We start from the raw sequence: 24583 nt of genomic DNA on the forward strand, positions 1-24583 counted from the left end.
CTCCTCGGTTCCCGAACCGGGTTGAGCTACCCCGGGCCCGCGGCCGTCACGCATTGATCCACTTCCCGGGCCGGTTCCCGATCACCTTTGGCCGAGACCCGGACCCTGCTGTCCGGATGCCGCCGATGCCGCTCCGACGCCCGCGGTCCGAATGCTTGATTCGCCTGTGATGAGAATGTAGTTTTCAAAAAACGAGAGTGCGGATCCAGCAGGGCGTGCGGGAGGCACTGACATGCAACGGGACGATCTGATCCTGATCAGCGTGGACGACCACATCATCGAGCCGCCGGACATCTTCGTGAACCACCTGCCGAAGCGGTACCTGGACGACGCGCCGAAGCTCGTCCACCGCGAGGACGGCAGCGATGTGTGGCAGTTCCGGGACAACACCGTGGGCAATGCCGCGCTCAACGCGGTCGCCGGGCGGCCCAAGGAGGAGTACGGCCTCGATCCGCAGGGCATGGACGAGATCCGGCCCGGCTGCTACGACGTCCACGAGCGCGTCAAGGACATGAACGCGGGTGGTGTCCTCGCCCAGATGAACTTCCCGTCCTTCCCCGGCTTCTCGGCGCGGATGTTCGCCACCGAGGACTCCGACTTCTCCCTGGCCCTCGTGCGCGCCTACAACGACTGGCACATCGACGAGTGGTGCGGGGCGTACCCCGGCCGGTTCATCCCCATGGCGCTGCCCGCCATCTGGAGCGCCGAGCTCACGGCGGCCGAGATCCGGCGGGTCGCGGCCAAGGGCTGTCACTCGATGACCTTCCCGGAGAACCCGGCCGCCCTCGGCTACCCGAGCTTCCACGACCCGTACTGGAACCCGGTGTGGCAGGCCGCCTGCGACACGAACACCGTGCTGTCGGTGCACATCGGCTCCTCCGGCCGGCTCGCCATCCCGGCCGTCGACTCGCCGCCGGACGTGATGATCACGCTCCAGCCGATCAACCTCGTCCAGGCCGCGGCCGATCTGCTGTGGTCCCGGGTGCTGAAGGAGTTCCCGGACCTGAGGATCGCCCTCTCGGAGGGCGGCACCGGGTGGATCCCCTACTTCCTGGAGCGCGTCGACCGCACGTTCGAGATGCACGCGACCTGGACCCTCCAGGACTTCGGCGGCAAGCTCCCCTCCGAGGTCTTCCGCGAGCACTTCCTGACCTGCTTCATCACCGACCGGCTGGGCATCAAGCTGCGGCACGACATCGGCATCGACAACATCTGCTGGGAGGGCGACTACCCGCACAGCGACTCGCTGTGGCCGGACGCGCCCGAGCAGCTGCACCAGGTGCTGGCGGACTGCGCGGTGCCGGACGCGGACATCGTGAAGATGACCCACGAGAACGCGATGCGCTGGTACTCCTTCGATCCCTTCGCCCACATCCCGCGCGAGCGGGCCACGGTCGGCGCGCTGCGCAGGGCCGCGGCCGGCCATGACGTCAGCGTCCGCTCGCGCAGCCGGCAGCTGACGGAGCCGGTGGACAAGCTGGAGGCGTTCCGGGCGCGGGCGCGGGCGGCGATCGCGGCGGCGCAGTAGGGAAGCGTCACGGGGACGAGGCCTGGATAGCTGACGGTCCGTCAGCTATCGTCGCCCCGCCGTGCCGATACGGCGATACGGAAGGGGTGAGCGCCAGCCATGGAGATCGGACAGAGTGGTCAGGCCCGACAGAGCCGTCCCCGGAGCCCGCAGCCGACGGGCGCCCCGCGCTGGGTCGCGATGTTCCACGACCCGTCCTCGGATTCCTGGCGGCCCGCCGCCGAATCGCCCGACCGCACCCCCGTGCTGTACGCGATGGGCGAGATGACGCAGGTCAAACGGGCGCGGGGGGAGGAGGCGGCGGTCGCCCTGTGGGGACCGAAGGAGGGTGCGTGGCACCTCTTCGACCCGGCTGGCGACCCCGCTCCCGCGCCGGCGGCCGCCGAGAGCCGGGAGGCCGCCGAGAGTCCGGAGGCCGCTGTTCCCGCCGCCGGTCTCACCAAGCTCGCCGAGCGCATGGAGGACCGGCGGCACCAGGTGCTGATGGCCGGGCTGAGCAAGGCGGGCCTGTACGACCTCACGCCGGACGACGTCACGGCCGTACGGGCGCTGGTGGACCGGGCCGACGAGAGCACGCTGCGCCGGGTGGCCCACTGGCTGGCCGTCGCCGCGGGTCAGCCCGCCGGGTAGGTCCAGCCTAAGGAGGCCAGCGCGCGGGCCCTGGCCTCCGCGACCGCCGTCCGGGCCGCCCGTTCGGCGGGGTCGACGTGCGCGGCCTGGCCCGTGACCTGGCCTGACCACTTGCGGTAGAAGAGCCCCGCCTCCGAGGTGAACCAGCCACGGCTCACCGCGTTCAGCGCGAGCAGCAGGCCGGTGTCCTCCGAGGCCGGCAGTGCCATCCAGCCGCCGAGCGCGGTCAGCAGGTCCCGTCGTACGCACAGGGAGGCCGGGTGCACCTGGGCGCGGTGGTCGTGCGTCGCCCAGTGGTCGAGGACGGCGCCGCGTTCGAGGGGCCCGCCCGCGGGATCGCCGGGAAAACCGACCGTGGAGCCGTCGGGGAGGAGGTCCAGGACCCGTGAGGTCGCCCAGCCGAGGCCGGGATCGCGCTCCAGTGCGGCCAGGTCCCGGGCGAGCGCACCGGGGGTGAGCAGGTCGTCGGCGTCCAGGACTTTCACGTACGACCCCTCGCTGTGCGCCAGCGCGATCGTGCGGGCGACACCGGGCCCGCCGGGGCGTCCCTGCCGGAAGGTCACCCGGGGGTCGTCGGGGACGTACGGGCGGACCTCGTCCGTCGTACCGTCCTCCTGGATCACCCAGTGCCACTCCCAGTCCTCGGGCAGCCTCTGCTCGCGCAGCGACTTCCAGGCCTCGGGCAGATACCGGGCGGAGGGCGCGTGCACGGCGGTGAGGACGACTATGCGCCGGATGCGTTCATGGTCCTGGGGCACGGCCTCAGGTTAGCCGTGTGATGTGTACATGCGGCGAAGGCCCGGTCGCTCGGGGAGCCGCCGGGCCTGCATCGTGCGGTCGGTACGCAAGTCGCCGTCACGTCGTACGTCGGTGCATATGGGCGGTTTCGCCGCGGAGGCTCAGCGCTGGACCGGGATCGAGGGCTCGGCCGCCTCGGCGAGGTCGCAGTCCGTGGTGTGCTCGGCCGCGTCCGGGTCGGAGAGGGAGCGGTGGCGGCAGCTGGGGGACTTGCCGTGCGCTTCGGCCAGGATGCGCTGCTTCATGGTGGGGGGCAGGGAGCGGGTGCGGAACCAGTCCCAGGCGGAAGCGGCGGCGTCGGCGGCCGATGGAGTGGTGGTGGGCGCGCCCCCGGTGACCGGACCGCCGGGACGCTCACCACTCGGGACCTCACCCTGGGTGCGCTCGAGGGCGGGGGTCTCGCTGCGGGTCTGCCTGTCGGCGGGGGTCTCGCTGCGGGTTTGCACGTCGGCGGGGGCCTCGCTGTACGTGCGCTCTCCTGCGGAGATCTCGCTGTACGTGCCCTCTTCGGCGGGGAACTCGCGGTAGGCGTGCTCTGCGGCGGGGAACTCGCCGGGGATGCGCGCTGCGGCCGGGAACTCGCCGGGGATGCGCTCTGCGGCCGGGAACTCGCCGGAGATCCGCTCTCCGACGGGGACCTCGCCGCGGATGCCGGCACCGCGGGGGCTCGACGCCTCCGGGCTCGACGCCTCCGGGCTCGACGCCTCGGGGCGCGTGGCGCGGAGGCTCGCTCCGCGGACGCTCTCGCCCTCGACGCCGGATGCTCCGGCGCTCGACCTCGCGGCGCTCGATGCTCCTGCGGCCGCCCCCTCGGGGCTCCAGCCGCCGGTGCTCTCGCCGTGCGGGCTCTCGCTGCCGCCGGCCTTCTCGGCGTCGGTGTGCGTCGGCCCGGTCTGCGCCGTCGCGGTCGCGGCGGTCGAAGCGACGAAGCCGAGCGCCGTGCACAGCGCGAGGAACGCGGTGACGATGGCGGTCCACAGCTTCATGACCCGGTTCACGGTCATGCCCCTCACCTTCGGGTTGGGCGATTTGCGTACTTTGCTCATCATGTGTATGGGGAGCGTGAACCGGGGGACCGACGCACACGACGAGGCGATGTTCCGATGAACACCACTCGTATGGGCGCACCGGGGAAAACGGGTCACAGGGCGGCCGACGACGGGAGTTGGGAGGCCGACGCAGGTCACCGATCGATATCGGTCGGTGTGTATAGTCGGGCGCCAGAGGTCCCCTACGTCAAGGAAAGACGAGGTCGCGCGGTGAAGAAGCTGCTCCTGGTCGCACTGGCCGCCATCGGCGGTCTCCTCGTGTACCGCCAGATCCAGGCGGATCGCGCCGAGCAGGACCTGTGGACGGAGGCCACTGACTCCGTGCCCACGGGTTCGTGAGTACCGACACCAGAGACTGAGATCGAGATCAGACCCCGGCCGCCGCAGCGGTCGGGGTTTTGTGTTGCCCCCGGGATGCCGGCCCCCGGTGTGTCGGCCTTCGGTTGCGGATGTTCCGGTTTGCGGATAGAGGCGGGCGTTCCGGACGCCCGTGGGGAATGCGGGGGCGGGGGCCGGGGCGGCGAGGCAGGATGGGCCTCGTTCGGACCAAGGCGAGGGGGCGGGTTCTGATGGCCCGGCGTACGGGGGGTACGGGGCGCGCGGTGGTGGTGCTGCGCGCCGTGGTCCTGGGCGTGCTGCTCGGGTGGGCGGTCCCGGCGCCGGCCGCCGTCGCCGCGCCGGACGTCCCGGCGTACGCCTTCGCCGACGACGTCCGCGAGGCCCGTGCCGCGACCGGCGCCTCCGGGGCCGTACGGCTGGAGCCCGGAGCGACGTACAAGAGCACGCTCGAGGGCGGCGGGAAGGCGTACTACCGCCTGGAACTGGACGCCGAGTCCACCGCGTACGTCGCCGTCACCGCGATCCCCCGCCCCGGCAGCACCCCCGCCGTCGGCGACGGCATCACGGTCTCCGTGCAGGACGCCGACAGCGGGAGCTGCTCCTACGAGTCGGCGACGATCGGCGCCGCGCGCAGCCCGCAGCCCGTGACGGCCTGGGGCGCGCGGGAGATCCAGCCCGGCAAGGGGTTGTGCCAGAGGGCGGGCACGTACTACGTGGTCGTCGAGCGGTCGGACACGGGCACCGGGGAGACGTCCGGCGACCCCTGGCAGCTGGAACTCGCGCCCGTCACCGAGCCCCCGCTCGCCCGGGCCGGCGCCACGAGCACCCCGCGGGCCTGGGACTCCGCGACCCCGGCGCCGCCGTCCGGGGAGCCGGTCGTGCGGCCCGGCGGCGCGGGCTTCACGGCGGCGACCGCCGTCGGGCCGGGCGTCTGGCGCGACGAGGTGGTCCCCGGCGAGACCGTCTTCTACCGGGTGCCCGTCGACTGGGGACAGCAGCTGTACGCCGAGGCGGACCTGGCCGGCGGCACCGCGAGCAGCGCCTCGGGGAGCGGATCCGGCGCCGGAGCCGGGACCGGGTACGCGGTCGACGCGCTGGAGCTGACCCTCTACAACCCGGTGCGCGCCAAGGTGGTGGCCCGGGGCACCGGCTACGGCGGCACCCAGAAGTCGGCCGCGCTCGACCCCGTTCCGCCCGTCCGGTACGCCAACCGGTACGCGCCCACCGACCCGCAGAACAGCCTGCGCTTCGCCGGCTCCTACTACCTCGTCGTCCATCTCTCCACGGAGGTCGCCGAGCAGTTCGGCGACGGCCCCTACGAGGTGACCCTGCGCGTCCGCCTCGGGGGCACCCCGGAGTCCGGGCCGGGGTATCTGGGCCGGCCCGTGCCCAGCGGGGTCTTCGGTACCGACCTGGCGTCAGGGCCGTCCGGGGGAACCACGGCGGCCGGGGACGACCCCGTGATGCGGGCGGTCGCGGCGACCGGCATCGGCACGGGCACCGCGCTGCTGCTGATCCTCGGCGGCTGGACCCTGATCGCCCGCCGCCGGGCCTCCGCTCAGATCCGCGTCAGCGCCCAGAACCCCACGGCGTAACAGGCCAGCGCGAGCAGCAGCATCGGTACCGCGACCTTGACGGGCGGCCCCGGCCGCCGCTGGCGCACGGCCCGGTGCCCCCGCGGCCGCGGGACCGCCGACACCGGTTCCTGCGCGGTGTAGGAGGCGGTGGCGGTGGCGGCGCGGGGGCCGCCCGAGGGGGTCAGCGCGAAGGTGGGGTCGTAGGGGGTGGGCGTGGGCGTGGGGGTGAGATAGGGGTGCGGGGTCGGTGTGGGCGTGGGCGTGGCGGTGACCGTCGGGAGAGGGGGCGGCAGGTGGAAGCTGCCGGTCTCCGACATGGACGGGGTGGGGGTCGGGGTCGGGGTGACCGTCGGTGGGTGCGCGGGCAGGCTCGGTGTGCTTGGTGACGTGGGCGCCCCGGTCGGCTGAGGGGGGACCGGGCCGGAAGAAGACGGCGTCGGCGTGGACGGGGTGTGGGGGGACGTTTCGCCTGAAGCGGTCGGGCCGGTCGGTCCCGCCCCCGGCGGGCCAGGGGGTGTGAGGGGCCGTGCGGGCAGGGAATCCGTGCCCGCGCGGGCCGGCCCGGGGGGAGTGTCCGGTTGTACGGGAAGAGGCTGTCCGCCGGGGGGTGTGGTCGGCCGGGCGGGCAGGAGACGCTCGCCGGTGGATCCCGTCGGGCCGGTATGTGCCGTCCCCTCGGCGGGAGGCTTCCTCGGGAGCGGCTTCAAGGGTCCCTCGGGGCCGAACCCCTGGGGAAGGGACCCGAGTTGGTCGAATATCTCGATGAGTTCGTCGTCGGGCCCGGGCTCCGGCAGGAGTTCCGCGGTCGCCGCGAGCGCCTTGCGCGCCCCCGTGGCCGTACGGAAGCGGGCCTGCGGATCGGGCTGCAGCAGCATGGCGACGACCTGCCACAGCGGATCCGGGATTCCCTTGGGGGCGCCGGGAGTTCCGTGCTCGGCGAAGTACTGCACGAGCGCCTTGGCGTCCGGTTTGGCGCCCTCGAGGAGGTACAGCGCGACGAGTCCTACGGCGAACAGGTCGGCGGGGAAGTCCGGCTCGGCGCCCATCATCTGCTCGGGGGCGAGGTAACCGGGCGTGCCCACCACGAGGTTGGTCTCGGTCAGGCGCGGTTCGCCGAGCCGCATCGCGATGCCGAAGTCGGACAGCCTGAGCCGGGGGCGGGCGGTGCCGGTGGCTTCGAGGAGGACGTTCGCCGGTTTGATGTCACGGTGGACCACGCCCTCCGCGTGCACGGCGGCGAGCCCGGACAGGAGCTGGTCGAGCAGGGTGCAGACGAACGCGGGTGGCAGCGGACCGTAGTCGTTGACGAGGTGGACCAGCGAACCGCCGGCCACCAGGTCCATGGTGAACAGCACCTTGTCGTCGTCGGCGGCCCAGCTGGCGGGCGCGAGCACATGCGGGTGGTCGATCCGCAGTCCCTGTTCCCGGACGAACCGCAGCAGGGAGTGCGCGTCCCGCTGCTGGAGCACCTTCGCGGCCACGTACCGGCGCCGACGGTGGTCCCAGGCGCGCCAGACCGCGCCGACCCCTCCGCGCCCGATCGGGTCGGCCAGTTCGTACCGTCCCGCGAAGACCTCACCCATGGCAGTGCGTCGCTCCTCCCCCTCGGCTGTCCTGCTACCCCCTCGCTACCCCCGCGACGAGCGATGGACCCCCGTGTCCCCGCGGTCCTGTGGAAAGGTCTTCCCGGCCCCTCGGGTATGTCCCCCGTGCCCCCGTATGTATCCCCCGAGTCCCCCGGACTCGTCCCCCATGTACCCCGTACTCGTCCCCCGAGTCCCCCGGACTCGTCCCCCACGTACTCCGTACTCGTCCCCCGTGTACCCGTACGGGTCTCCCGTTGCCCGTAGTGGTCTCCCCGAGTACCCCATGACCGTCCCCCGTTGGCCAGGCGCGTGCGTCCGGTGCCGAACCCCCTTCAGCGACCGGTCCGACGGCTCAGCTCTGGTGGGACTGGTAGTGCGTGACGGCGTCCGAGGTACGGCCGGCGCCGTACACCCGGAGGAACTCCGCCAGTTCCGGGTGGCTCGGGGCGAGAGTGTCGGCGGCGTCGATGATGTCGCCGGCGGCGGCCACCGAGCGCAGCAGCGACTGGATCTCCCGGACCACCCGCTTCACCGTGGGCGCCCCCGAACTGCTCGTCGTGGTGGTGGTGTTGCTGAGCACGGAACCCCCTTGCGACCGCTTGATCTCGTCCATCCGCTCGGTCGCCTCGGCGGCGCTGACGCTGCCGTCCGCGACCTGTCCGGCCAGCTCCTGGAGCAGCTGCACGCGCTGCACCACGGCCGGGTTGCCGATCTTCGCCCGCTGACCGCTCATCAGCTGGGACAGCATCGGCGCCGACAGTCCCAGCACCCCCGCGAGACGAGCCTGGTTGAGGCCAAGATCGTCGATGAGCTTACGGAAGAGCGCCCCCAGTGGCTCCCCGTACCAGTTCCGCTGAAGTTCCCGCGCTCTCGCGGTCGCTTCCTGTTGTGCGGCGTCCATTGCGTCTCCCCATCGCTTCCCCAGAACATCCACGGTTCGCTGTAGCGAACCACGTCGAGCATCTTACGGAGAGTGGTCATCCACGGGGACCCCCAATCTTTTTGCGAGATACCCCCGGTGACCCGGTACTCTGGTCTGCGGCGGCCGTCGGGACGAGCTCCCGGCCGGACGTCCCTTCCGGGGCCTTAGCTCAGTTGGTAGAGCGCTGTCTTTGCATGGCAGATGTCAGGGGTTCGACTCCCCTAGGCTCCACACCGGAAAAGCCCCTCTGACCTGCGGAAACGCAGAGCAGAGGGGCTTTCTCGGTTTTTCTTCGGTTGTTTCGGGTTGTCTCGGAGGACGGCGGCCGGTCCCGCCCGACCGGTCGTACGGACGGTTCCTCCCTGTCCGGAAGGACACCCGGGGCGTCGAACTCCGGGTGGGCGAGGTCCCGTTCGTACGGGTGTCAGCCGCGGTCGTCGTCGCGGTCCGCGGCCTCGTCCTCGGCCTGCTTGGCCTGCACTTCCGGGTCCAGGACGGCACCGCTGCCGTCCACCGAGGTCAGGCCGCCGGAGGCGGGTACCTCCGTGGGGGCGGGCGGTTCGACCAGCCAGTCGGGGTTGGCCTGCTTGTCCCACCACTTCCAGGCCGCGAAGGCACCGCCGGCGACCGCACCGCACACCAGGAGGATCCGGGCGACCTTCCCGGCCCGGGCCTGCCGCCGGTGCCTGCGCACGAGCCGCTCGATCTCTCTCGGTGTCACCTGGCCGCGCAGCGCGGCCACGGCGGCGACGCTCCGGGCGGTGGCCTCGGTCTTCATGGGCCCGGCCGCGGCGACCGCCTGTTCGATCCTCGGCCGGGAGTACTCCGCCGCCTGCCGGGAGTACTCGGCGGCCTGCCGGGCGGCGATCCGGGTGCGGACGGCCGCCTCGTGCGCGGCCTGGTCGACCTTCGGCGGTACATGCGTCCGCGCCAGTTCCAGCCGGGGCGCGACATGGGTGTCGTACTGGGCGCGGGCCTGCTCGGCGGCCAGCGACACCCTCGGCGCGAGTCGTTCTCGGGCCTCCTGCGCGTACTGCGCGGCCCTTTCCTTGGCGGTGTCGGCGTAGGGCGCCACCACTTCCGCGGCGTGCAGCACGCTGTCCTTCGCCGAGCCGGTCGCGGCGCGCACGCTGTCGATGCGGGTCACGGGTTCCTCCTCCTCGGTGGCGTACGGTATTTCGACTTTCCACCCTTTTACGGATCATGCCTGCCGCTGTCCGTCGCGGCACGCGCGGAGGGGCATCCGGGTGCCGGGCGGTTGCGACAGTGGACCAGGCGAGTGCCATAGGGGATGAATAAGGGCAACGGGACCTTGTCGTCGACAATGCCACGGATCGGCGCCGCCCGCTCCCGTCCGTGCGAGGATCGGGGGATCACACGAGCACAACGGAAGGCAGGATCGTGGCCGAGCAGCTCTACGCCACCCTGAGGACCACCAGGGGCGACATCGAGATCCGGCTCTTCCGGGACTTCGCCCCGAAGACGGTGGCGAACTTCGTCGAGCTCGCCACCGGCGCGCGCGAGTGGGTCCACCCCGCGACCGGTGAGCGGTCCGCGGCTCCCCTGTACGACGGCACGGTCTTCCACCGGGTGATGAGCGGGTTCATGATCCAGGGCGGCGATCCGCTGGGCAACGGCACCGGCGACCCCGGCTACCAGTTCCCCGACGAGTTCCACCCGGAGCTGCGCTTCGACCGCCCGTATCTGCTGGCCATGGCCAACGCGGGCCCGGGCACCAACGGCTCCCAGTTCTTCATCACCGTCGCCCCGACGGCCTGGCTCAACCGCAAGCACACCATCTTCGGGGAGGTCGTGGACAAGGCCGGCCAGAAGGTCGTGGACGAGATCGCGGCCACCGAGACCAACCCGCGCACCCACCGGCCGCTGCGGGACGTCGTCGTCGAGTCGGTCGTCGTCGAGACGCGTTAGCGCGGTCCGCGGCGGGAACAGCGGGAACAGCGGGAACAGGAACCATTTGCCCCGCTCGTCCGTAAGGATGAGAAGGACGAGCAGGGCGAAGCCCGTAGGCCAGTCCCGCGCGACGACGAACTGGGGGAGCTCATGGACCAGGCGCCAGGCAGCCGGCCGGACGGCACCCACAGCGGGCTGCCCTCCTGCTACCGGCATCCGGGCCGGGAGACCGGCATCCGGTGCACGCGCTGCGAGCGGCCGATCTGCCCGGAGTGCATGGTCAGCGCCTCGGTCGGGTTCCAGTGCCCGAACTGCGTCCGGGAGGGCGCGGGCAGCGCGCATCCGCCGGCGGCGTCCCGGCCGCGCACCCTCGCCGGGGGCTCCCTCGCGGACGATCCCCGCCTGGTCACCAAGATCCTGATCGGGCTGTGTCTGGCGGTCTATCTGGTCCAGATGGCCGTCGGCGACCGCTTCACCGACAGCTTCGAGCTGCTCGGGCGGGCGTACGTGCCGGTCCTCGGAGATGTCGAGGGGATCGCGGAGGGCCAGTGGTACCGGCTGCTGACGCCGATGTTCCTGCACGGCGGGATCGTCCACATCCTGTTCAACATGATGAGCCTCTGGTGGCTCGGCGGCCCGCTCGAACAGGCGCTCGGCCGGGCCCGCTATCTGGCGCTCTACTTCGTCTCCGGGCTGGCGGGCAGCGCGCTGACGTATCTGATCGCCGAGCCCAACCAGCCGTCCCTCGGGGCCTCGGGCGCCATCTTCGGTCTCTTCGGCGCCACGGCGGTCCTGATGCGCCGGATGCGCTATGACATGCGGCCGATCATCGCGCTGCTGGTGATCAACCTGATCTTCACCTTCGGGTGGAGCAACATCGCCTGGCAGGCCCACATCGGCGGTCTCGTCGCGGGTGTGGTCGTCGGATACGCCATGGTCCACGCCCCGCGTGAGCGCCGGGCCCTGGTGCAGTACGGGACCTGTGCGGTGGTGCTGGCCGTGGTGGTCGTGTTGACGCTCCTGAGGACCGCTCAGCTCACTTGAGCGCCCTGTTGTCCACAGCGCGTGGCGAATCTTGTGCACAACGTGCGGGAACGGCGACGCCCCCTGCCGGTGACCTTTGTTTGCGCAGGTCAGGCAGGGGGCGAACGGGTTTTCGAGGGCTGGTCACTGCCGGTAGTTACGTCGTACCGGCGTCAACCTCCGGTGAGTTATCCACAGATCGTCGTTTCTTTTCCCCACTCTGTGGAAAGAAGGCTCAGGCCTGTGGATAACTCAGCGAACAGCCCTGGGGAGAGCTGCTGGGGCCGCTACTTCCACTGCGTGGAGACGCCGAAGCCGGCCGCGATGAACCCGAAGCCCACCACGATGTTCCAGTTGTTCAGACCGTCGATCGGCAGCGTGCCGTCCGTCACGTAGAAGATGACGATCCAGGCCAGCCCGAGCAGGAACATGGCCAGCATCACCGGTGCGACCCAGGCGCGGTTGGTCAGCTTGATCGCGGTCGCCTGCTTCGCCGGCGGCGGCGTGTAATCGGCCTTCTTGCGGATACGTGACTTCGGCACGAGGGTCTCTCCTGTCGATGCGCTGCGTGGCCGCGCAGGTGCTGGTCGGGCTCGGGGGCTGCGTACTAGGGGACTGAAGGGCTCCCCCGGGCGTCCGTTAGCGTAGTGCTTCTACGGCGCCGAAGGAGATAAGGGTACGTTGAGCAATTCTGCCGACTCCCCCGGGACGAGTTCAACGCCCCGCTTCCGTCCCGTGCGGATGCTCACCGCGGGTGTCTTCGCCCTCGCCGGACTTCTCTTCATCACCAGCTTCAACACGGCCAAGGGTACGAACATTCGTACGGACGCCTCCTTGCTGAAGCTCTCCGACCTGATCCAGGAGCACAGCCGCAAGAACGGCGAGCTGGACGAGTCCAACGCGGCCCTGCGCTCCCAGGTGGAGTCCCTGGCCGAGGCCGACGACGGCAGCACCAGCGCCGAGGACGAGAAGCTCGCGGGCCTGGAGAAGAACGCCGGCACCCAGAAGCTCAAGGGCAAGGCGATCACGGTCACCCTCAACGACGCCCCGCCCAACGCCACGGCCAAGCTCCCCGGCTACCCCGCGCCCCAGCCCGACTACCTGGTCATCCACCAGCAGGACCTCCAGGCCGTGGTGAACGCCCTGTGGAAGGGCGGCGCCGACGGCATCAAGGTGATGGACCAGCGGCTGATCTCCACCAGCGCCGTGCGCTGCGTCGGCAACACCCTGATCCTCCAGGGCCGGGTCTACTCACCGCCGTACAAGATCCAGGCGGTCGGCGACCCCGAGAAGCTGCAGAAGGCGATCGCGGACTCGCCCGCGATCCAGAACTACATGGTCTACGTCAATGTCTACGGCCTCGGCTGGAAAGTCACCGAGGACGGGACGGTGACTCTTCCGGGCTACTCGGGCACAGTGGATCTGCACTACGCGAAGCCTGTGGAGTAGCAACCGGCGGGGGCGCCTGTGTCGTTACGGGTGATCGTCAGGACGTTCAGCGAGCTGTGCATCACCGTCGGCGCCGTCATCGTCCTCTTCGTCGCCTACGTGCTGTTCTGGACCGGCGTACGGGCCGACCGGGACATGGGCGACCAGATCGACGATCTGCACCAGCAGTGGGCGACCCGGCAGCCGACCCCGACGGCGAGCACGCCCGCGCCCCCGGCGCCGTACCGGAGCGGTCGGCCCTTCGCGGTGATGTACATCCCGCGTCTTGGTTTCACGTGGAACAAGCCGGTCCTCGAAGGCACCTCGACCGGCACCCTGAAGAAGGGGCTGGGCCACTACGCGGGCACGGCACGGCTCGGACAGCCCGGGAACTTCTCCGTCGCAGGTCACCGGCGCACCTACGGCGACCCGTTCAAGGACTTCCCCAAGCTCCGGCGCGGGGACGCGGTGGTGCTCACCGACGGCACGACCTGGTTCACGTATCGGATCGACAAAGGCCCTTACAAAACCGTGCCCTCGGACGTCGAGGTGATCGACGCTGTGCCACGTAAGTCGGGGTATACGCGTCCGGGCCGGTATCTGACGCTGACCACGTGCGATCCGGAATGGGGGCACAGTCATCGGCTGATCGTCTGGGCGCACCTCGACTCCACACAGCCTGTGGAGGCAGGCGAACCCGAGGCCCTGCGCCGTTAGTCTGGTGGCGTACGGCGTGAGTCAGGTGCCGTGGCGCGACGGAAGGGACGGCATGTACGGCTGGATCTGGCGGCATCTGCCGGGAAACGCGTGGGTGAAGGCGCTGATCTCGATCGTGCTGGTCCTGGCTGTCGTCTATGCCCTGTTCCAGTACGTCTTTCCGTGGGCCGAACCGCTGCTTCCCTTCAACGATGTGACGGTGGACAACCAGTGAGCGCGCGCATTCTCGTTGTCGACAACTACGACAGCTTCGTCTTCAACCTCGTCCAGTACCTGTATCAACTGGGCGCCGAGTGCGAGGTCCTGCGCAACGACGAGGTCTCCACGGCCCACGCCCAGGACGGCTTCGACGGCGTCCTGCTGTCGCCGGGCCCCGGCACCCCCGAGGAGGCCGGAGTCTGCATCGAGATGGTCCGCCACTGCGCGACCACCGGCGTCCCCGTCTTCGGGGTCTGCCTGGGCATGCAGTCGATGCAGGTGGCGTACGGCGGTGTCGTGGACCGCGCGCCCGAGCTGCTGCACGGGAAGACCTCGCTGGTGGAACACGGCGGCAAGGGCGTCTTCGCCGGACTGCCCACCCCCTTCACCGCGACCCGCTACCACTCCCTCGCCGCCGAGCCGGCCACCGTCCCGGCCGAGCTGGAGGTCACCGCCCGCACCCACGACGGGATCGTCATGGGCCTGCGCCACCGGGAACTGCCCGTCGAGGGCGTGCAGTTCCACCCGGAGTCGGTGCTGACCGAGCACGGCCACCGGATGCTGGCCAACTGGCTGGTGGAGTGCGGCGACCAGGGCGCGGTGGCGAGGTCGGCGGGGCTCGCCCCGGTGGTGGGCAGGGCCACGGCGTGACCGCGCTGCGCCCCGAGCGCGAGGACTCGTACGGCACCGCGCCGTACGAGTCCTTCGGCGTGGACGCGTATGCGGGGGAGCAGCCGCCGGGCGCCGAGCCGTACGCCGCCGATCCGCGCCCCGGCACCGGGCGGCGGCGGAAAGCCGCTCCGGTCGCCGGACCGAGGAGCGGTGTGGCGGGGGGCGAGGCGTTCACCCAGCAGCTTTCGCCCATCGACGAGGAGACGGTGGCGCTGCGGATACCGGAGCCACTGCCGGCCGGGGCCGATCCTTTCGGACCTTCCGGAGGCGCCGCAGCCGCCTCTGGCGCCACACCGGCCTCTCCCGCCCCTGGAACCCCCGCGGGCGGCCGGGCGGCCCGCAGAAAGGCCGCCAAGGGCCGTCACGGGCGTCACGGCGGCTCCGCCGCGGAATCCCTCGACGTGGACGACTCGGCGATCGCGCCCTCGCAGGACGAGCGGCCGCTGTCGCGGGTGGAGGCGCGCCGGCAGGCCAAGGCGCGCAAGCCCAGCGCCGCGGTGGTCGCCAGCCGGGCGGTCGGCGAGGTGTTCATCACCACGGGCGTGCTGATGCTGCTCTTCGTCAGCTACCAGCTGTGGTGGACCAATGTGCGGGCGCACGCGCAGGCCAGCAAGGAGGCGAACAGCCTCCAGGACGACTGGGCGAACGGCAAGCGCAACCCGGGCACCTTCTCGCCCGGGCAGGGCTTCGCGATCCTGCACATCCCCAAGCTGGACGTGGTGGTGCCGATCGCCGAGGGCGTCAGCAACAAGAAGGTGCTCGACAAGGGCATGGTCGGGCACTACGGCGAGGGCGCGCTGAAGACGGCCATGCCCGAGGACAAGAGCGGCAACTTCGGCCTCGCGGGCCACCGCAACACGCACGGCGAACCGTTCCGCTACATCAACCGGCTCACCGCGGGCGACGAGATGGTCGTGGAGACGCAGGACGAGTACTTCGTCTACAAGATGACGTCCTCGCTGCCGGTCACCTCGCCCAGCAACACCAGCGTCCTGGACGCCGTGCCGCCGCAGTCCGGGTTCACCGGTCCGGGTCGCTACATCACCCTCACCACCTGTACGCCGGAGTTCACCAGCAAGTACCGGTTGATCGTCTGGGGCAAGATGGTCGAGGAGCGGCCGCGCAGCAAGGGCAAGCCGGATGCGCTCGTCCAGTAAGAGCCTTGGGTAAGGGCCCTGCGTCAAGGGTTTCGAGTAGGGGCAGATGCACGTGGCAGCGACCACCGACGACACCGAGCACGTACCGGACACGGACACGCCCGAGGAGGGTCCCCGGCGCCGGCGCGGCGGGCGGATCGCCCTGGCCGTCAGCGTCTTCGGCGAACTCCTCATCACGGCGGGCCTGGTCCTCGGCCTGTTCGTCGTCTACTCCCTGTGGTGGACGAACGTCGTCGCCGACCGGCAAGCCGACAAACAGGCGGACAAGGTCCGGGACAACTGGGCCCAGCAGGACACCGGGCCGGGCGCGCTCGACACCAAGGACGGCATCGGCTTCCTGCATGTGCCCGCCATGAAGAACGGCGAGGTCCTGGTCGAGAAGGGCACCTCGACGGATGTCCTCAACGAGGGCGTGGCCGGCTACTACACCGACCCCGTCAAGGCCGCGCTCCCCAGCAGCGGCAAGGAGGGCAACTTCACCCTCGCCGCGCACCGGGACGGCCACGGCGCGAAGTTCCACAACATCGACAAGCTGAAGAAGGGCGACCCGATCGTCTTCGAGACCCGGGACGACTGGTACGTCTACAAGGTCTACGCGATCCTCCCCGAGACCTCGAAGTACAACGTCGAGGTCCTCGGCCGGATCCCCGAGGAGTCCGGCAAGAAGAAGGCCGGCCACTACATCACCCTGACCACCTGCACCCCGGTGTACACCTCGCGCTACCGGTACGTGGTGTGGGGCGAACTGGAGCGGGTCCAGAAGGTGGACGCGGACCGGACGCCGCCGAAGGAACTGCGCGGCTGACCGCGACGACGAGGGGCCCGGTACTCGGACGAGTACCGGGCCCCTCACGCTTGCCTCGCGGGCTCAGCCGCTAGCCACCGTTGCCGCCGTTGAGGAATCCGCCGTTGCCGCCGTTGTTGTTGCCGGTGTTGATGGCGACCAGGTTGACCGTCGTGCCGCGGTTGACCGTGCTGCCGGGGCTCGGGTCCGAGCTGATGACCTGGGCGTTGTCGTCCTGGGAGCCGGAGATGTTGCCGACGTTCAGACCGGCGTCCTGCAGCTTCTGCTTGGCGTCCTTCAGGGTCAGGCCCTGGAGGTCGGACGGCACCTGGGTCTGGCTGCTCTTGCCGATCTGGATGGTCACCGTGGAGCCCTTGTCGGCCTGGGAGCCGATCTGGGGGCTGGTCGAGACGACCTTGCCGACCTGGTTCTGGTCCTGGGTGTCGACGTCGACGCAGTTGCCGGTCAGGTTGTTGGCCTGCATCTGGGCCTTGGCCGCCTCACAGGTCTGACCGGAGACGTCGGGCACGGTGGCCTTCTCCTCGGCCTTGGCGACCTCCAAGGTCACCGTCTTGCCCTTTTCCAGCTCCGTACCCGGATCGGGGTCCTGGCTGAGGACGGTACCCGCCTCCTGCGAGGACTCAGTCTCCTTGGTCTTGACCTCGAAACCCTTGTCCTCGAGTTGGCTCGTCGCCGTTTCGACGTCCTTGTCGATCACGTTCGGCACGGCGACCTTCGGAGCGCCCGTCGAGACGACGAGGTTGACCTCCGTCTGCTTGTTGACCTTGGTCTTGGGATCGGGGTCCTGGTCGCAGATCTGGCCCTTGGGCTGGTCCTCACAGGCCTTCTGAGTGACCGTGCCGACCTTGAGGTCGACGTTGGCCAACTGCTGTCTGGCGTTGGCCTCGGTCTGACTGATCAGGCTGGGCACGTCCACCGTCTCGTTGGCCGCGTCCCCGCCGCCGAACGCCCACTTCCCGATCAGGATCGCGCCCACCAGCACCAGGACCGCGGCCACCACCAGCAGGATCGTCGAGGTGTTCGACTTCTTCTGGCGGCGGCGGTCCGGGCGGTCGTCGTAGTCGTTGTAGCCGTAGCCCCCGTCGTCCGGGTTCATCGGCGGCAGCATCGACGTGGCGCCGGCGCCCGCGGAGCGCATCGCCGTGGTGGCCTGGTCGTCGCCGTAGCCGTAGCCCACGGAGCCCATCGCCGCCGTGGCCGCGACCGGCTGGCCGTCGAGGCAGGCCTCGATGTCCGCGCGCATCTCGTCGGCCGACTGGTAGCGGTAGTTCGGGTCCTTGACCAGCGCCTTCAGGACGATCGCGTCCATCTCGGGGGTGATCTCGGGGTCGAAGACCGACGGGGGCTGGGGCTCCTCGCGGACGTGCTGGTAGGCCACCGCCACCGGGGAGTCCCCGACGAAGGGCGGGCGGACCGTCAGCAGTTCGTAGAGGAGGCACCCCGTCGAGTACAGGTCCGAGCGCGCGTCGACCTGCTCGCCCTTCGCCTGTTCCGGCGAGAGGTACTGAGCGGTGCCGATCACGGCCGCGGTCTGCGTCATCGTCATCCCGGAGTCGCCCATCGCCCGGGCGATGCCGAAGTCCATGACCTTGACCTGGCCGTTGCGCGTCAGCATGACGTTCGCCGGCTTGATGTCCCGGTGCACGATGCCGCTTCTGTGCGCGTACTCCAGGCCCTGGAGGATGCCGATCGTCATCTCCAGCGTCCGCTCCGGCAGGAGCTTGCGGCCGGAGTGGAGCAGCTCGCGCAGCGTGGAGCCGTCGACGTACTCCATGACGATGTACGGGATCGACACCCCGTCGATGTAGTCCTCGCCGGTGTCGTAGACCGCGACGATGGCGGGGTGGTTCAGTGAGGCGGCCGACTGGGCCTCCCGGCGGAACCGGGCCTGGAAGGAAGGGTCGCGCGCGAGGTCCACGCGCAGCGTCTTCACCGCCACGGTGCGGCCGAGGCGGGTGTCATGCGCGAGATAGACCTCCGCCATGCCACCACGACCGAGCACATGGCCCAGCTCGTACCGGCCGCCGAGGCGACGCGGCTCTTCCATAGCTACCTACCAGCCCTCTCCGTCGGTCCCGACCGGCACACGTGTGCGGTCGAAGGCTGCCGTCCGGGCATACCGTACCCGGACGGCGGTCTGTGACCTGGCCAAGCCCGTCACCTGATGCAGGACCGGTATCGCAACGTGCACCGATGGGCAGGCAACGTGATGGGGGTCACTTCTTGCTGTCGATGACGGCCTTCATCACGCTCCTCGCGATCGGGGCGGCGAGACCGCCGCCGGTGATGTCCTCACGGTTGGCCGCGCCGTCCTCGACGACCACCGCGACGGCCACCGGCGAACTGCCGTCGGACAGCTTCGCGTACGAGATGAACCATGCGTACGGCTTCTCGCTGTTCTTGATGCCGTGCTGGGCGGTACCGGTCTTGCCGCCCACGGTGACGCCGTCGATCTTCGCGGCCGTACCGGTACCGCTCTTGACGACCGTCTCCATCATCTCCTGGAGCTTCTGGGCGGTTTCCGCCGAGACCGCCTGGGACAGCTCCTGGGGCTCGGTGGTCTCCAGGGTGTCCAGGTTCGGGGCCTTGAGCTCGTCGACCATGTACGGCTTCATCAGCTTGCCGTCGTTGGCGACCGCCGAGGCGACCATGGCCATCTGCAGCGGGGTGGCCCGCATGGAGCCCTGGCCGATGCCGTCGAGCGCGTTCTGCGGCCGGTTGTCCTTGGGGTAGACGCTCTCCTCGGCGCGGACCGGGGTGTCCAGCTCGGCCTCGTTGAAGCCGAACTTCTCCGCCTGCTCGATCATCTTCTCGTTGCCGACGTTGTCGGCCATCTTCGCGAAGACGGTGTTGCAGGAGACCCGCAGCGCCTCGCGCAGGGTGGCGTTCTCGCAGGCGCCGTGCTCGTTGGTGAGAGGCGTGGTGGACTGCGGCAGCTGGTACGGGTCCGGGGTCTTGGTCGCGTCGTCGATGTCCGACACCACGCCGTTCTCCAGCGCGGCGGCGCCGGTGACCACCTTGAACGTGGAGCCCGCCGGGTAGGTCTCGCGCAGCGCGCGGTTCAGCATCGGGTCGTCGGGGTCGTTCTTCTTCTGGACGGCCAGCCAGGCCTCCTGGTCCTTGGTGGAGGACCCGGCGAACTTCGAGGGGTCGTAAGACGGCGTGGAGACCAGGGCCAGGATCTTGCCGGTGGACGGGTCGATCGCGGCGACGGCGCCCTTCTTGCTGCCGAGGCCGTTGTAGGCGGCCTTCTGCGCGGCGGCGTTGAGGGTGGTGACGACGCTGCCGCCCTCCTTCTCCTTGCCCGTGATCATGTCCAGGGTGTTGCGGAAGAAGAGCCGGTCGTCGTTGCCGGAGAGGATGCCGTCCTCGAGCTTCTCAAGCTGGTTGGCGCCGAAGGCCTGCGAGGAGAAGCCGGTGACCGGCGCCCACATGGCGCCGTCCTTCCAGGTGCGCTTGTACTTGTAGTCGCCGGTGGTCTCGACCGAGCCGGTGATGGCCTTGCCGTCGACGATGATGTCGCCGCGCGGCGTGGAGTAGCGCGTGATGTTGACGCGGCGGTTCTTGGTGTCGCTCGCGAGAGTGTCCGCCTTGACGTACTGCAGGTAGTTGTCCCGCAGCAGCAGGGTCAGTACGAGAAGGCCGCAGAAGATCGCGATCCGGCGCAGGGGCTTGTTCATGACGGGCGGACCACCTGGGTCATCTCGGCGTCGGGGTTGGAGGCGGGGGCCGGGGCCGGGCGGCGCGCGGTGTCGCTGATCCGGATCAGGATGCCGATCAGGGCCCAGTTGGCGATGACCGACGAACCGCCGTACGCCAGGAAGGGCATCGTCATACCGGTGAGCGGGATGAGGCCCATCACACCGCCGGCGACGACGAACACCTGGAGGGCGAAGGCGCCGGAGAGGCCGATGGCGAGCAGCTTGCCGAACGGGTCGCGGGCGGCGAGGGCGGTGCGCACGCCGCGTTCCACGATCAGGCCGTACAGCAGGAGCAGCGCCATGATGCCGGCGAGGCCCAGCTCCTCGCCGAACGTGGCGAGGATGAAGTCGGAGTTGGCGGCGAACCTGATCAGCTCGGAGTGGCCCTGGCCCCAGCCGGTGCCGAGGGTGCCGCCGGAGCCGAACGCCCACAGGGCCTGCATGGCCTGCTCGGAGTGGCCGTAGACGCCCTTCTGGGACAGCTTGTACTCGCCCATCGGGGAGAGCCAGGCCTGGACGCGCTGCTGGACGTGGCTCTCGAACTGGGCCACACCGACCGCGCCGACCGAGGACATCAGCAGACCGAAGACGATCCAGCTGGTCCGCTCGGTGGCGACGTACAGCATGATGACGAACATTCCGAAGAACAGCAGCGAGGTGCCGAGGTCCGTCTCGAAGACCAGGATGAGGATCGAGACCAGCCAGACCACGATGATCGGGCCGAGGTCGCGGCCGCGCGGCAGGTACAGGCCGAGGACGCGGCGGCTGGCGAGGGCGAGCGCGTCGCGCTTCACCATCAGATAGCCGGCGAAGAAGATCGCGAGCACGATCTTCGCGAACTCACCGGGCTGGATGGAGAAACCGGCGACCGAGATCCAGATCTTGGCGCCGTAGATGTTCTGGCCGAGGCCGGGAACGAGCGGGAGCAGCAGCAGGAAGAGCGCGCCGACCATGGAGATGTACGTGTAGCGCTGCAGGACGCGGTGGTCCTTGAGGAAGATCAGCACCACGATGAAGAGCGCGATGCCCATCGCCGTGTACAACAGCTGCCGGGGCGCGGCCGTGCCCGCCTGCTTGATCTGCTGGAGCAGCTTCGACTGGTCCAGTCTCCAGATCGCGACGAGCCCGAGGCCGTTCAGCAGGGTGGCCAGCGGCAGCAGCAGCGGGTCGGCGTACGGCGCGAACTTGCGTACGACGAGATGGGCGACGCCGGCCAGCAGGCCGAGGCCCAGGCCGTAGGCCAGCAGGCCGGACGGCACCTTGTCGTTGATCGCGAGGCCCACGTTGGCGTAGGCGAAGACCGGGATCACGACGGCGAACACCAGCAGCGCGAGCTCGGTGTTGCGCCGGCTCGGGGTGCCGATCGAGCCGATCGTGGACGTGTGATGCGTCGGCGAATTAGTAGTACTGCTCATGATGTGACAGGGCCTCTCACGGCTTGCCTACTGCTCACCGCACCGCGAGACGACCTTCTGCTCTTCCTCCGAGAGAGTGGGGCCGGGGCTGGGGTTGGCGGTCGCGGACGGGGACGGGGACGACGAACCCGAGGGCTTGCTCGGGTTCGGGGTCGGGCTCGGTGAAGCCTTGGACGTGAGGGACGCGGGGGTGGTTCCCGTGCCGCCGGTGGACTGGCCGGAGCCGGTCTTCGCACCGGCCGTGGTCTTGGCCGCGTCGGACTGCGCCTGCTTCTGGCACGCCGACGCCTGGACCGACAGTTCCTCGATCTTCTTCTGGGCGCTGCTCAGGCTGCCCTCGGGGATCGTGGCCTGGACCTGCTTCTGCTGGTACTCCGGGAGGTACTTGAGTTCGATCTCGGGGTGGTCCTTCTCCACCTTCGAGAGCGAGACCCAGGCCAGGTCCTGGCTGATGCCCCGGTACAGCGCGAGGTGTTCGCCGTTGGTGCCGACGTAGTACTGCGTCTGCGTCCAGCGCCAGCCGCCGTAGAGTCCCCCGCCGAGGACGGCGAGGGTGAGGACGCTGTAGAAGGATCTCTTCAGCCACCTGCGGCCCTTGCGCGGCTTGACGAAGTCGTCGTCGGTGTACTGCTGGAAGCCGTCGGTGGGGATGAAGCCGGTGATGTCGCCGCCGGAGCCGGGCGGGCCGAACTCGCCGCCCCCGCCGCCCGCGTGGCGTCTGCGACCGAGGTTCGAGGCGCGGCCGGCCGGGGTCTGCATGATGCCGTTGTCGTGCAGCTGGTGCTGGGTCTCGGCGACGGCGCCGACCACGACCGGGGTGTCGGAGAGCTGCCCGGCGAGGGTGTCGCCGGTGTCCAGGTCGAGGACGTCGGCGACGATGACGGTGATGTTGTCGGGGCCGCCGCCGCGCAGCGCGAGCTGGATCAGCTCCTGCACGGTCTCCTGCGGGCCCTGGTAGCTGGCGAGGGTGTCCTCGAGGGTCTGGTGGGAGACCACCCCGGACAGTCCGTCGGAGCAGATCAGATAGCGGTCGCCGGCCCGGACCTCACGGATCGACAGATCGGGCTCGACGTGTTCGCCGCTGCCGAGCGCCCGCATCAGCAGGGAGCGCTGGGGGTGGGTGGTGGCCTCTTCCTCGGTGATGCGGCCCTCGTCGACGAGCCGCTGTACCCAGGTGTGGTCCTGGGTGATCTGGGTCAGTACGCCGTCCCGGAGCAGGTAGGCGCGCGAGTCGCCGACGTGCACCAGACCGAGGCGCTGGCCCGTCCACAGCAGGGCGGTCAGGGTGGTCCCCATGCCTTCGAGCTGGGGGTCCTCCTCGACCAGGGAGCGCAGCTGGTCGTTGGCGCGCTGGACGTAGGTGCCGAGCGAGGTGAGGACGTCGGAGCCGGGCACGTCGTCGTCGAGGGCGACGATGGTGGAGATGGCCTCGGAGGAGGCGACCTCACCGGCGGCGGCGCCGCCCATGCCGTCGGCGATGGCGAGCAGGCGGGGGCCGGCGTAACCCGAGTCCTCGTTGCCCTCGCGGATCATGCCCTTGTGCGATCCGGCGGCGAAACGCAGTGACAGACTCATGCCCACCTCGCCCGTCGGCCCCGGGTACAGCCGGTCGTGTCGAGCCACACTGCCCACCCTCCGGTCGGGAGCGCGCCTGGGACCGGGGTGCCGGCCGCCGTGGCGTGCTCGCTCCGCTCGCGCTCAGTCATGATGTAGCACTACTTCCGCAGCTCGATGACGGTCTTGCCGATACGGATCGGCGCGCCCAGCGGGATCGGCGTGGGGGTCGTCAACCGCGTTCGGTCGAGGTACGTGCCATTGGTGGAGCCCAGGTCCTCGACGATCCACTGGCCGTCGCGGTCCGGGTAGATCCTGGCATGACGGCTGGAGGCGTAGTCGTCGTCCAGCACGATCGTGCTGTCGTGCGCCCGGCCCAGGCTGATGGTCTGGCCCTGCAGCGCGACGGTCGTGCCGGTGAGGGTGCCCTCGGACACGACGAGTTTGGTCGGGGCGTTACGGCCCCGGCGGCCACCTGAGGCGGCGGCGGGCTGCTGGCGCTGCTGCGGGGGCGCCTGCTGGCGCTGTGCCTGCTGCGGTCGTCCCGCTTCCCGTCGCGAGCCGCGCTGGGTGACGCGCGTACCGAACAGGTCGCTGCGGATGACCTGCACGGCCACGATCACGAACAGCCACAGTACGGCCAGGAAACCCAGCCGCATGACCGTGAGGGTCAGCTCTGACATTGCCCCCGCTTCACCCTTCGGCTTGCCTATAGATAACGGTGGTGCTGCCCACGACGATCCGCGAGCCGTCGCGGAGCGTAGCGCGGGTGGTGTGCTGCCCGTCCACCACGATGCCGTTGGTGGAGCCGAGATCCTGGACCGTCGACGGCGAGCCGGTGCGGATCTCGCAGTGCCGGCGGGAGACGCCGGGGTCGTCGATCCGCACGTCGGCCTCGGTGGAGCGGCCCAGCACGAGGGTGTTGCGGGAGATCTGGTGGCGGGTGCCGTTGATCTCGATCCAGTGGCGGGCGCGCGAGCCGGGCGCCGGGGCGCCGGCGAGTCCGCCGCCCGCCGCGCCGGGGCGCTGGGCACCGGCGGCGGGCGGATAGCCGTATCCGCCGGGACGGCCGCCGGCGGCCGGTGGCGGCGCGGACGGCATGGGGGGAGCGGCGGTGCCGCCGGCGGGCGGCTGGCCGTATCCGCCGGGCCGCTGGGCCGCGCCGCCGGGTGCGCCCGCGGCGGCCTGGCTGCTGGAGGAGGCGAGCGTACGGCTGCGGACCCGGTACAGGCCGGTGTCGAGGTCGTCCGCCTTCTCCAGGTTGACCTTGATCGGTCCCATGAAGGTGTAGCGCTGCTGCTTGGCGTAGTCGCGCACCATGCCGGCGAGCTCGTCGCCGAGCTGGCCGGAGTAGGGGCTGAGGCGCTCGTAGTCCGGCGCGCTCAGCTCCACGATGAAGTCATTGGGGACGACGGTCCGGTCGCGGTTCCAGATCGTCGCGTTGTTGTCGCACTCGCGCTGCAGCGCTCCCGCGATCTCCACGGGCTGGACCTCGGACTTGAAGACCTTGGCGAAGGTGCCGTTGACCAGACCCTCGAGACGCTGCTCGAACTTCTTCAGGACTCCCATGAGG

The 24583-nt window shown here is 70.2% G+C and carries 23 protein-coding genes, 1 tRNA gene and 1 pseudogene; 13 read left to right on the top strand and 12 right to left on the bottom strand.

All coding sequences use genetic code 11. From position 1 onward, the window contains the following. Positions 1-232: 232 nt before the first annotated feature. On the top strand, positions 233-1528 hold the full coding sequence (locus ABZ464_RS14490; RefSeq protein ID WP_359275870.1) for an amidohydrolase family protein: 1296 nt from the start codon (positions 233-235) through the stop codon (positions 1526-1528). Positions 1529-1627: 99 nt separating this feature from the next. Continuing rightward, on the top strand, positions 1628-2158 hold the full coding sequence (locus tag ABZ464_RS14495; RefSeq protein WP_359275872.1) for a hypothetical protein: 531 nt from the start codon (positions 1628-1630) through the stop codon (positions 2156-2158). Here the strand turns inward: ABZ464_RS14495 and ABZ464_RS14500 are convergent. Both ABZ464_RS14500 and ABZ464_RS14505 read right to left on the bottom strand, forming a co-directional pair. Beyond that, positions 2143-2916, bottom strand: coding sequence for a glycosyltransferase family 2 protein (locus ABZ464_RS14500; protein WP_359275875.1), 774 nt, complete (start codon positions 2914-2916; stop codon positions 2143-2145). The two genes, ABZ464_RS14495 and ABZ464_RS14500, sit on opposite strands and share 16 nt — an antisense overlap. 141 nt (positions 2917-3057) lie before the next feature. Beyond that, positions 3058-3222: pseudogene (locus ABZ464_RS14505) on the bottom strand (DUF6344 domain-containing protein); the annotation flags it as partial. A 993-nt stretch (positions 3223-4215) separates the two neighbouring features. On the opposite strand from ABZ464_RS14505, the gene ABZ464_RS14510 reads away from it, so the two are divergent. Together ABZ464_RS14510 and ABZ464_RS14515 are read left to right on the top strand one after the other, a co-directional pair. Further along, positions 4216-4344, top strand: a complete 129-nt coding sequence (locus tag ABZ464_RS14510; RefSeq protein ID WP_003999697.1) for a DLW-39 family protein — start codon at positions 4216-4218, stop codon at positions 4342-4344. 230 nt (positions 4345-4574) lie between these two features. Next, the gene (locus tag ABZ464_RS14515; protein WP_359275877.1) at positions 4575-5939 is read left to right on the top strand and encodes a hypothetical protein; all 1365 of its coding nucleotides are present in this window, start codon (positions 4575-4577) and stop codon (positions 5937-5939) included. On the opposite strand, the gene ABZ464_RS14520 is transcribed toward ABZ464_RS14515, so the two are convergent. Together ABZ464_RS14520 and ABZ464_RS14525 are read right to left on the bottom strand one after the other, a co-directional pair. Continuing rightward, positions 5903-7504, bottom strand: a complete 1602-nt coding sequence (locus ABZ464_RS14520) for a serine/threonine-protein kinase (RefSeq protein ID WP_359275880.1) — start codon at positions 7502-7504, stop codon at positions 5903-5905. The two genes, ABZ464_RS14515 and ABZ464_RS14520, sit on opposite strands and share 37 nt — an antisense overlap. A gap of 355 nt (positions 7505-7859) precedes the next feature. Further along, entirely contained in the window at positions 7860-8408 is a 549-nt protein-coding gene (locus tag ABZ464_RS14525; RefSeq protein WP_055636222.1) for a hypothetical protein, read from the bottom strand. A gap of 179 nt (positions 8409-8587) precedes the next feature. Between ABZ464_RS14525 and ABZ464_RS14530 the strand changes: the two genes are divergently transcribed. Continuing rightward, a tRNA-Ala gene (locus tag ABZ464_RS14530) sits at positions 8588-8660 on the top strand. Positions 8661-8853: 193 nt separating this feature from the next. Here ABZ464_RS14530 and ABZ464_RS14535 read toward each other — a convergent pair. Further along, a complete protein-coding gene (locus ABZ464_RS14535; protein ID WP_359275883.1) occupies positions 8854-9576 on the bottom strand; it encodes a DUF5324 family protein in 723 nt (240 codons plus the stop codon). Between the two features lie 254 nt (positions 9577-9830). On the opposite strand from ABZ464_RS14535, the gene ABZ464_RS14540 reads away from it, so the two are divergent. Both ABZ464_RS14540 and ABZ464_RS14545 read left to right on the top strand, forming a co-directional pair. Continuing rightward, positions 9831-10358 carry a peptidylprolyl isomerase gene (locus tag ABZ464_RS14540; protein WP_359275886.1) on the top strand — a complete coding sequence of 176 codons (528 nt, stop codon included), beginning with the start codon at positions 9831-9833 and terminating at the stop codon, positions 10356-10358. 132 nt (positions 10359-10490) lie between these two features. Further along, positions 10491-11384 (top strand): rhomboid family intramembrane serine protease, encoded by an 894-nt coding sequence (locus tag ABZ464_RS14545; protein ID WP_359275889.1) that lies wholly within the window; start codon positions 10491-10493, stop codon positions 11382-11384. 266 nt (positions 11385-11650) lie between these two features. Here the strand turns inward: ABZ464_RS14545 and crgA are convergent, their stop codons facing one another. Continuing rightward, positions 11651-11905, bottom strand: a complete 255-nt coding sequence (gene crgA, locus ABZ464_RS14550; protein WP_359275891.1) for a cell division protein CrgA — start codon at positions 11903-11905, stop codon at positions 11651-11653. A gap of 139 nt (positions 11906-12044) precedes the next feature. Here crgA and ABZ464_RS14555 point away from each other — a divergent pair, with 139 nt between their 5' ends. From ABZ464_RS14555 to ABZ464_RS14580, 6 genes are read left to right on the top strand one after another with little or no spacing between them, the layout of a single operon-like run. Beyond that, positions 12045-12812 carry a DUF881 domain-containing protein gene (locus tag ABZ464_RS14555; RefSeq protein ID WP_359275894.1) on the top strand — a complete coding sequence of 256 codons (768 nt, stop codon included), beginning with the start codon at positions 12045-12047 and terminating at the stop codon, positions 12810-12812. Positions 12813-12830: 18 nt separating this feature from the next. Further along, positions 12831-13508, top strand: coding sequence for a class E sortase (locus ABZ464_RS14560; protein ID WP_359275896.1), 678 nt, complete (start codon positions 12831-12833; stop codon positions 13506-13508). Positions 13509-13512: 4 nt separating this feature from the next. Beyond that, the gene (locus ABZ464_RS14565; RefSeq protein ID WP_079061838.1) at positions 13513-13722 is read left to right on the top strand and encodes a hypothetical protein; all 210 of its coding nucleotides are present in this window, start codon (positions 13513-13515) and stop codon (positions 13720-13722) included. Next, complete coding sequence (locus ABZ464_RS14570) at positions 13719-14357, top strand: aminodeoxychorismate/anthranilate synthase component II (RefSeq protein WP_359275900.1); 639 nt, start codon at positions 13719-13721, stop codon at positions 14355-14357. Before ABZ464_RS14565 ends, ABZ464_RS14570 begins: the two co-directional genes overlap by 4 nt. Beyond that, positions 14354-15535, top strand: a complete 1182-nt coding sequence (locus tag ABZ464_RS14575) for a class E sortase (protein WP_359275903.1) — start codon at positions 14354-14356, stop codon at positions 15533-15535. The genes ABZ464_RS14570 and ABZ464_RS14575 overlap by 4 nt, the downstream gene beginning before the upstream one ends. A gap of 46 nt (positions 15536-15581) precedes the next feature. Beyond that, entirely contained in the window at positions 15582-16340 is a 759-nt protein-coding gene (locus ABZ464_RS14580; RefSeq protein ID WP_359275904.1) for a class E sortase, read from the top strand. A 70-nt stretch (positions 16341-16410) separates the two neighbouring features. Here ABZ464_RS14580 and pknB read toward each other — a convergent pair whose 3' ends face one another. The 6 genes from pknB to ABZ464_RS14610 form a co-directional block, all read right to left on the bottom strand. Beyond that, complete coding sequence (pknB, locus tag ABZ464_RS14585) at positions 16411-18387, bottom strand: Stk1 family PASTA domain-containing Ser/Thr kinase (RefSeq protein ID WP_359275907.1); 1977 nt, start codon at positions 18385-18387, stop codon at positions 16411-16413. A 169-nt stretch (positions 18388-18556) separates the two neighbouring features. Next, positions 18557-20020, bottom strand: a complete 1464-nt coding sequence (locus ABZ464_RS14590; RefSeq protein ID WP_359275910.1) for a penicillin-binding transpeptidase domain-containing protein — start codon at positions 20018-20020, stop codon at positions 18557-18559. After that, positions 20017-21456, bottom strand: a complete 1440-nt coding sequence (locus ABZ464_RS14595) for an FtsW/RodA/SpoVE family cell cycle protein (protein WP_359275913.1) — start codon at positions 21454-21456, stop codon at positions 20017-20019. Before ABZ464_RS14595 ends, ABZ464_RS14590 begins: the two co-directional genes overlap by 4 nt. 27 nt (positions 21457-21483) lie before the next feature. After that, the gene (locus ABZ464_RS14600) at positions 21484-23031 is read right to left on the bottom strand and encodes a Stp1/IreP family PP2C-type Ser/Thr phosphatase (protein WP_359275916.1); all 1548 of its coding nucleotides are present in this window, start codon (positions 23029-23031) and stop codon (positions 21484-21486) included. A gap of 140 nt (positions 23032-23171) precedes the next feature. After that, positions 23172-23693, bottom strand: a complete 522-nt coding sequence (locus ABZ464_RS14605; protein ID WP_359275918.1) for an FHA domain-containing protein — start codon at positions 23691-23693, stop codon at positions 23172-23174. 10 nt (positions 23694-23703) lie between these two features. Beyond that, on the bottom strand, positions 23704-24579 hold the full coding sequence (locus tag ABZ464_RS14610; RefSeq protein WP_359275920.1) for a DUF3662 and FHA domain-containing protein: 876 nt from the start codon (positions 24577-24579) through the stop codon (positions 23704-23706). Positions 24580-24583 lie beyond the last annotated feature (4 nt).

It is taken from the genome of Streptomyces sp. NPDC005820 (assembly GCF_040630255.1).
Taxonomy (GTDB): Bacteria; Actinomycetota; Actinomycetes; order Streptomycetales; family Streptomycetaceae; genus Streptomyces.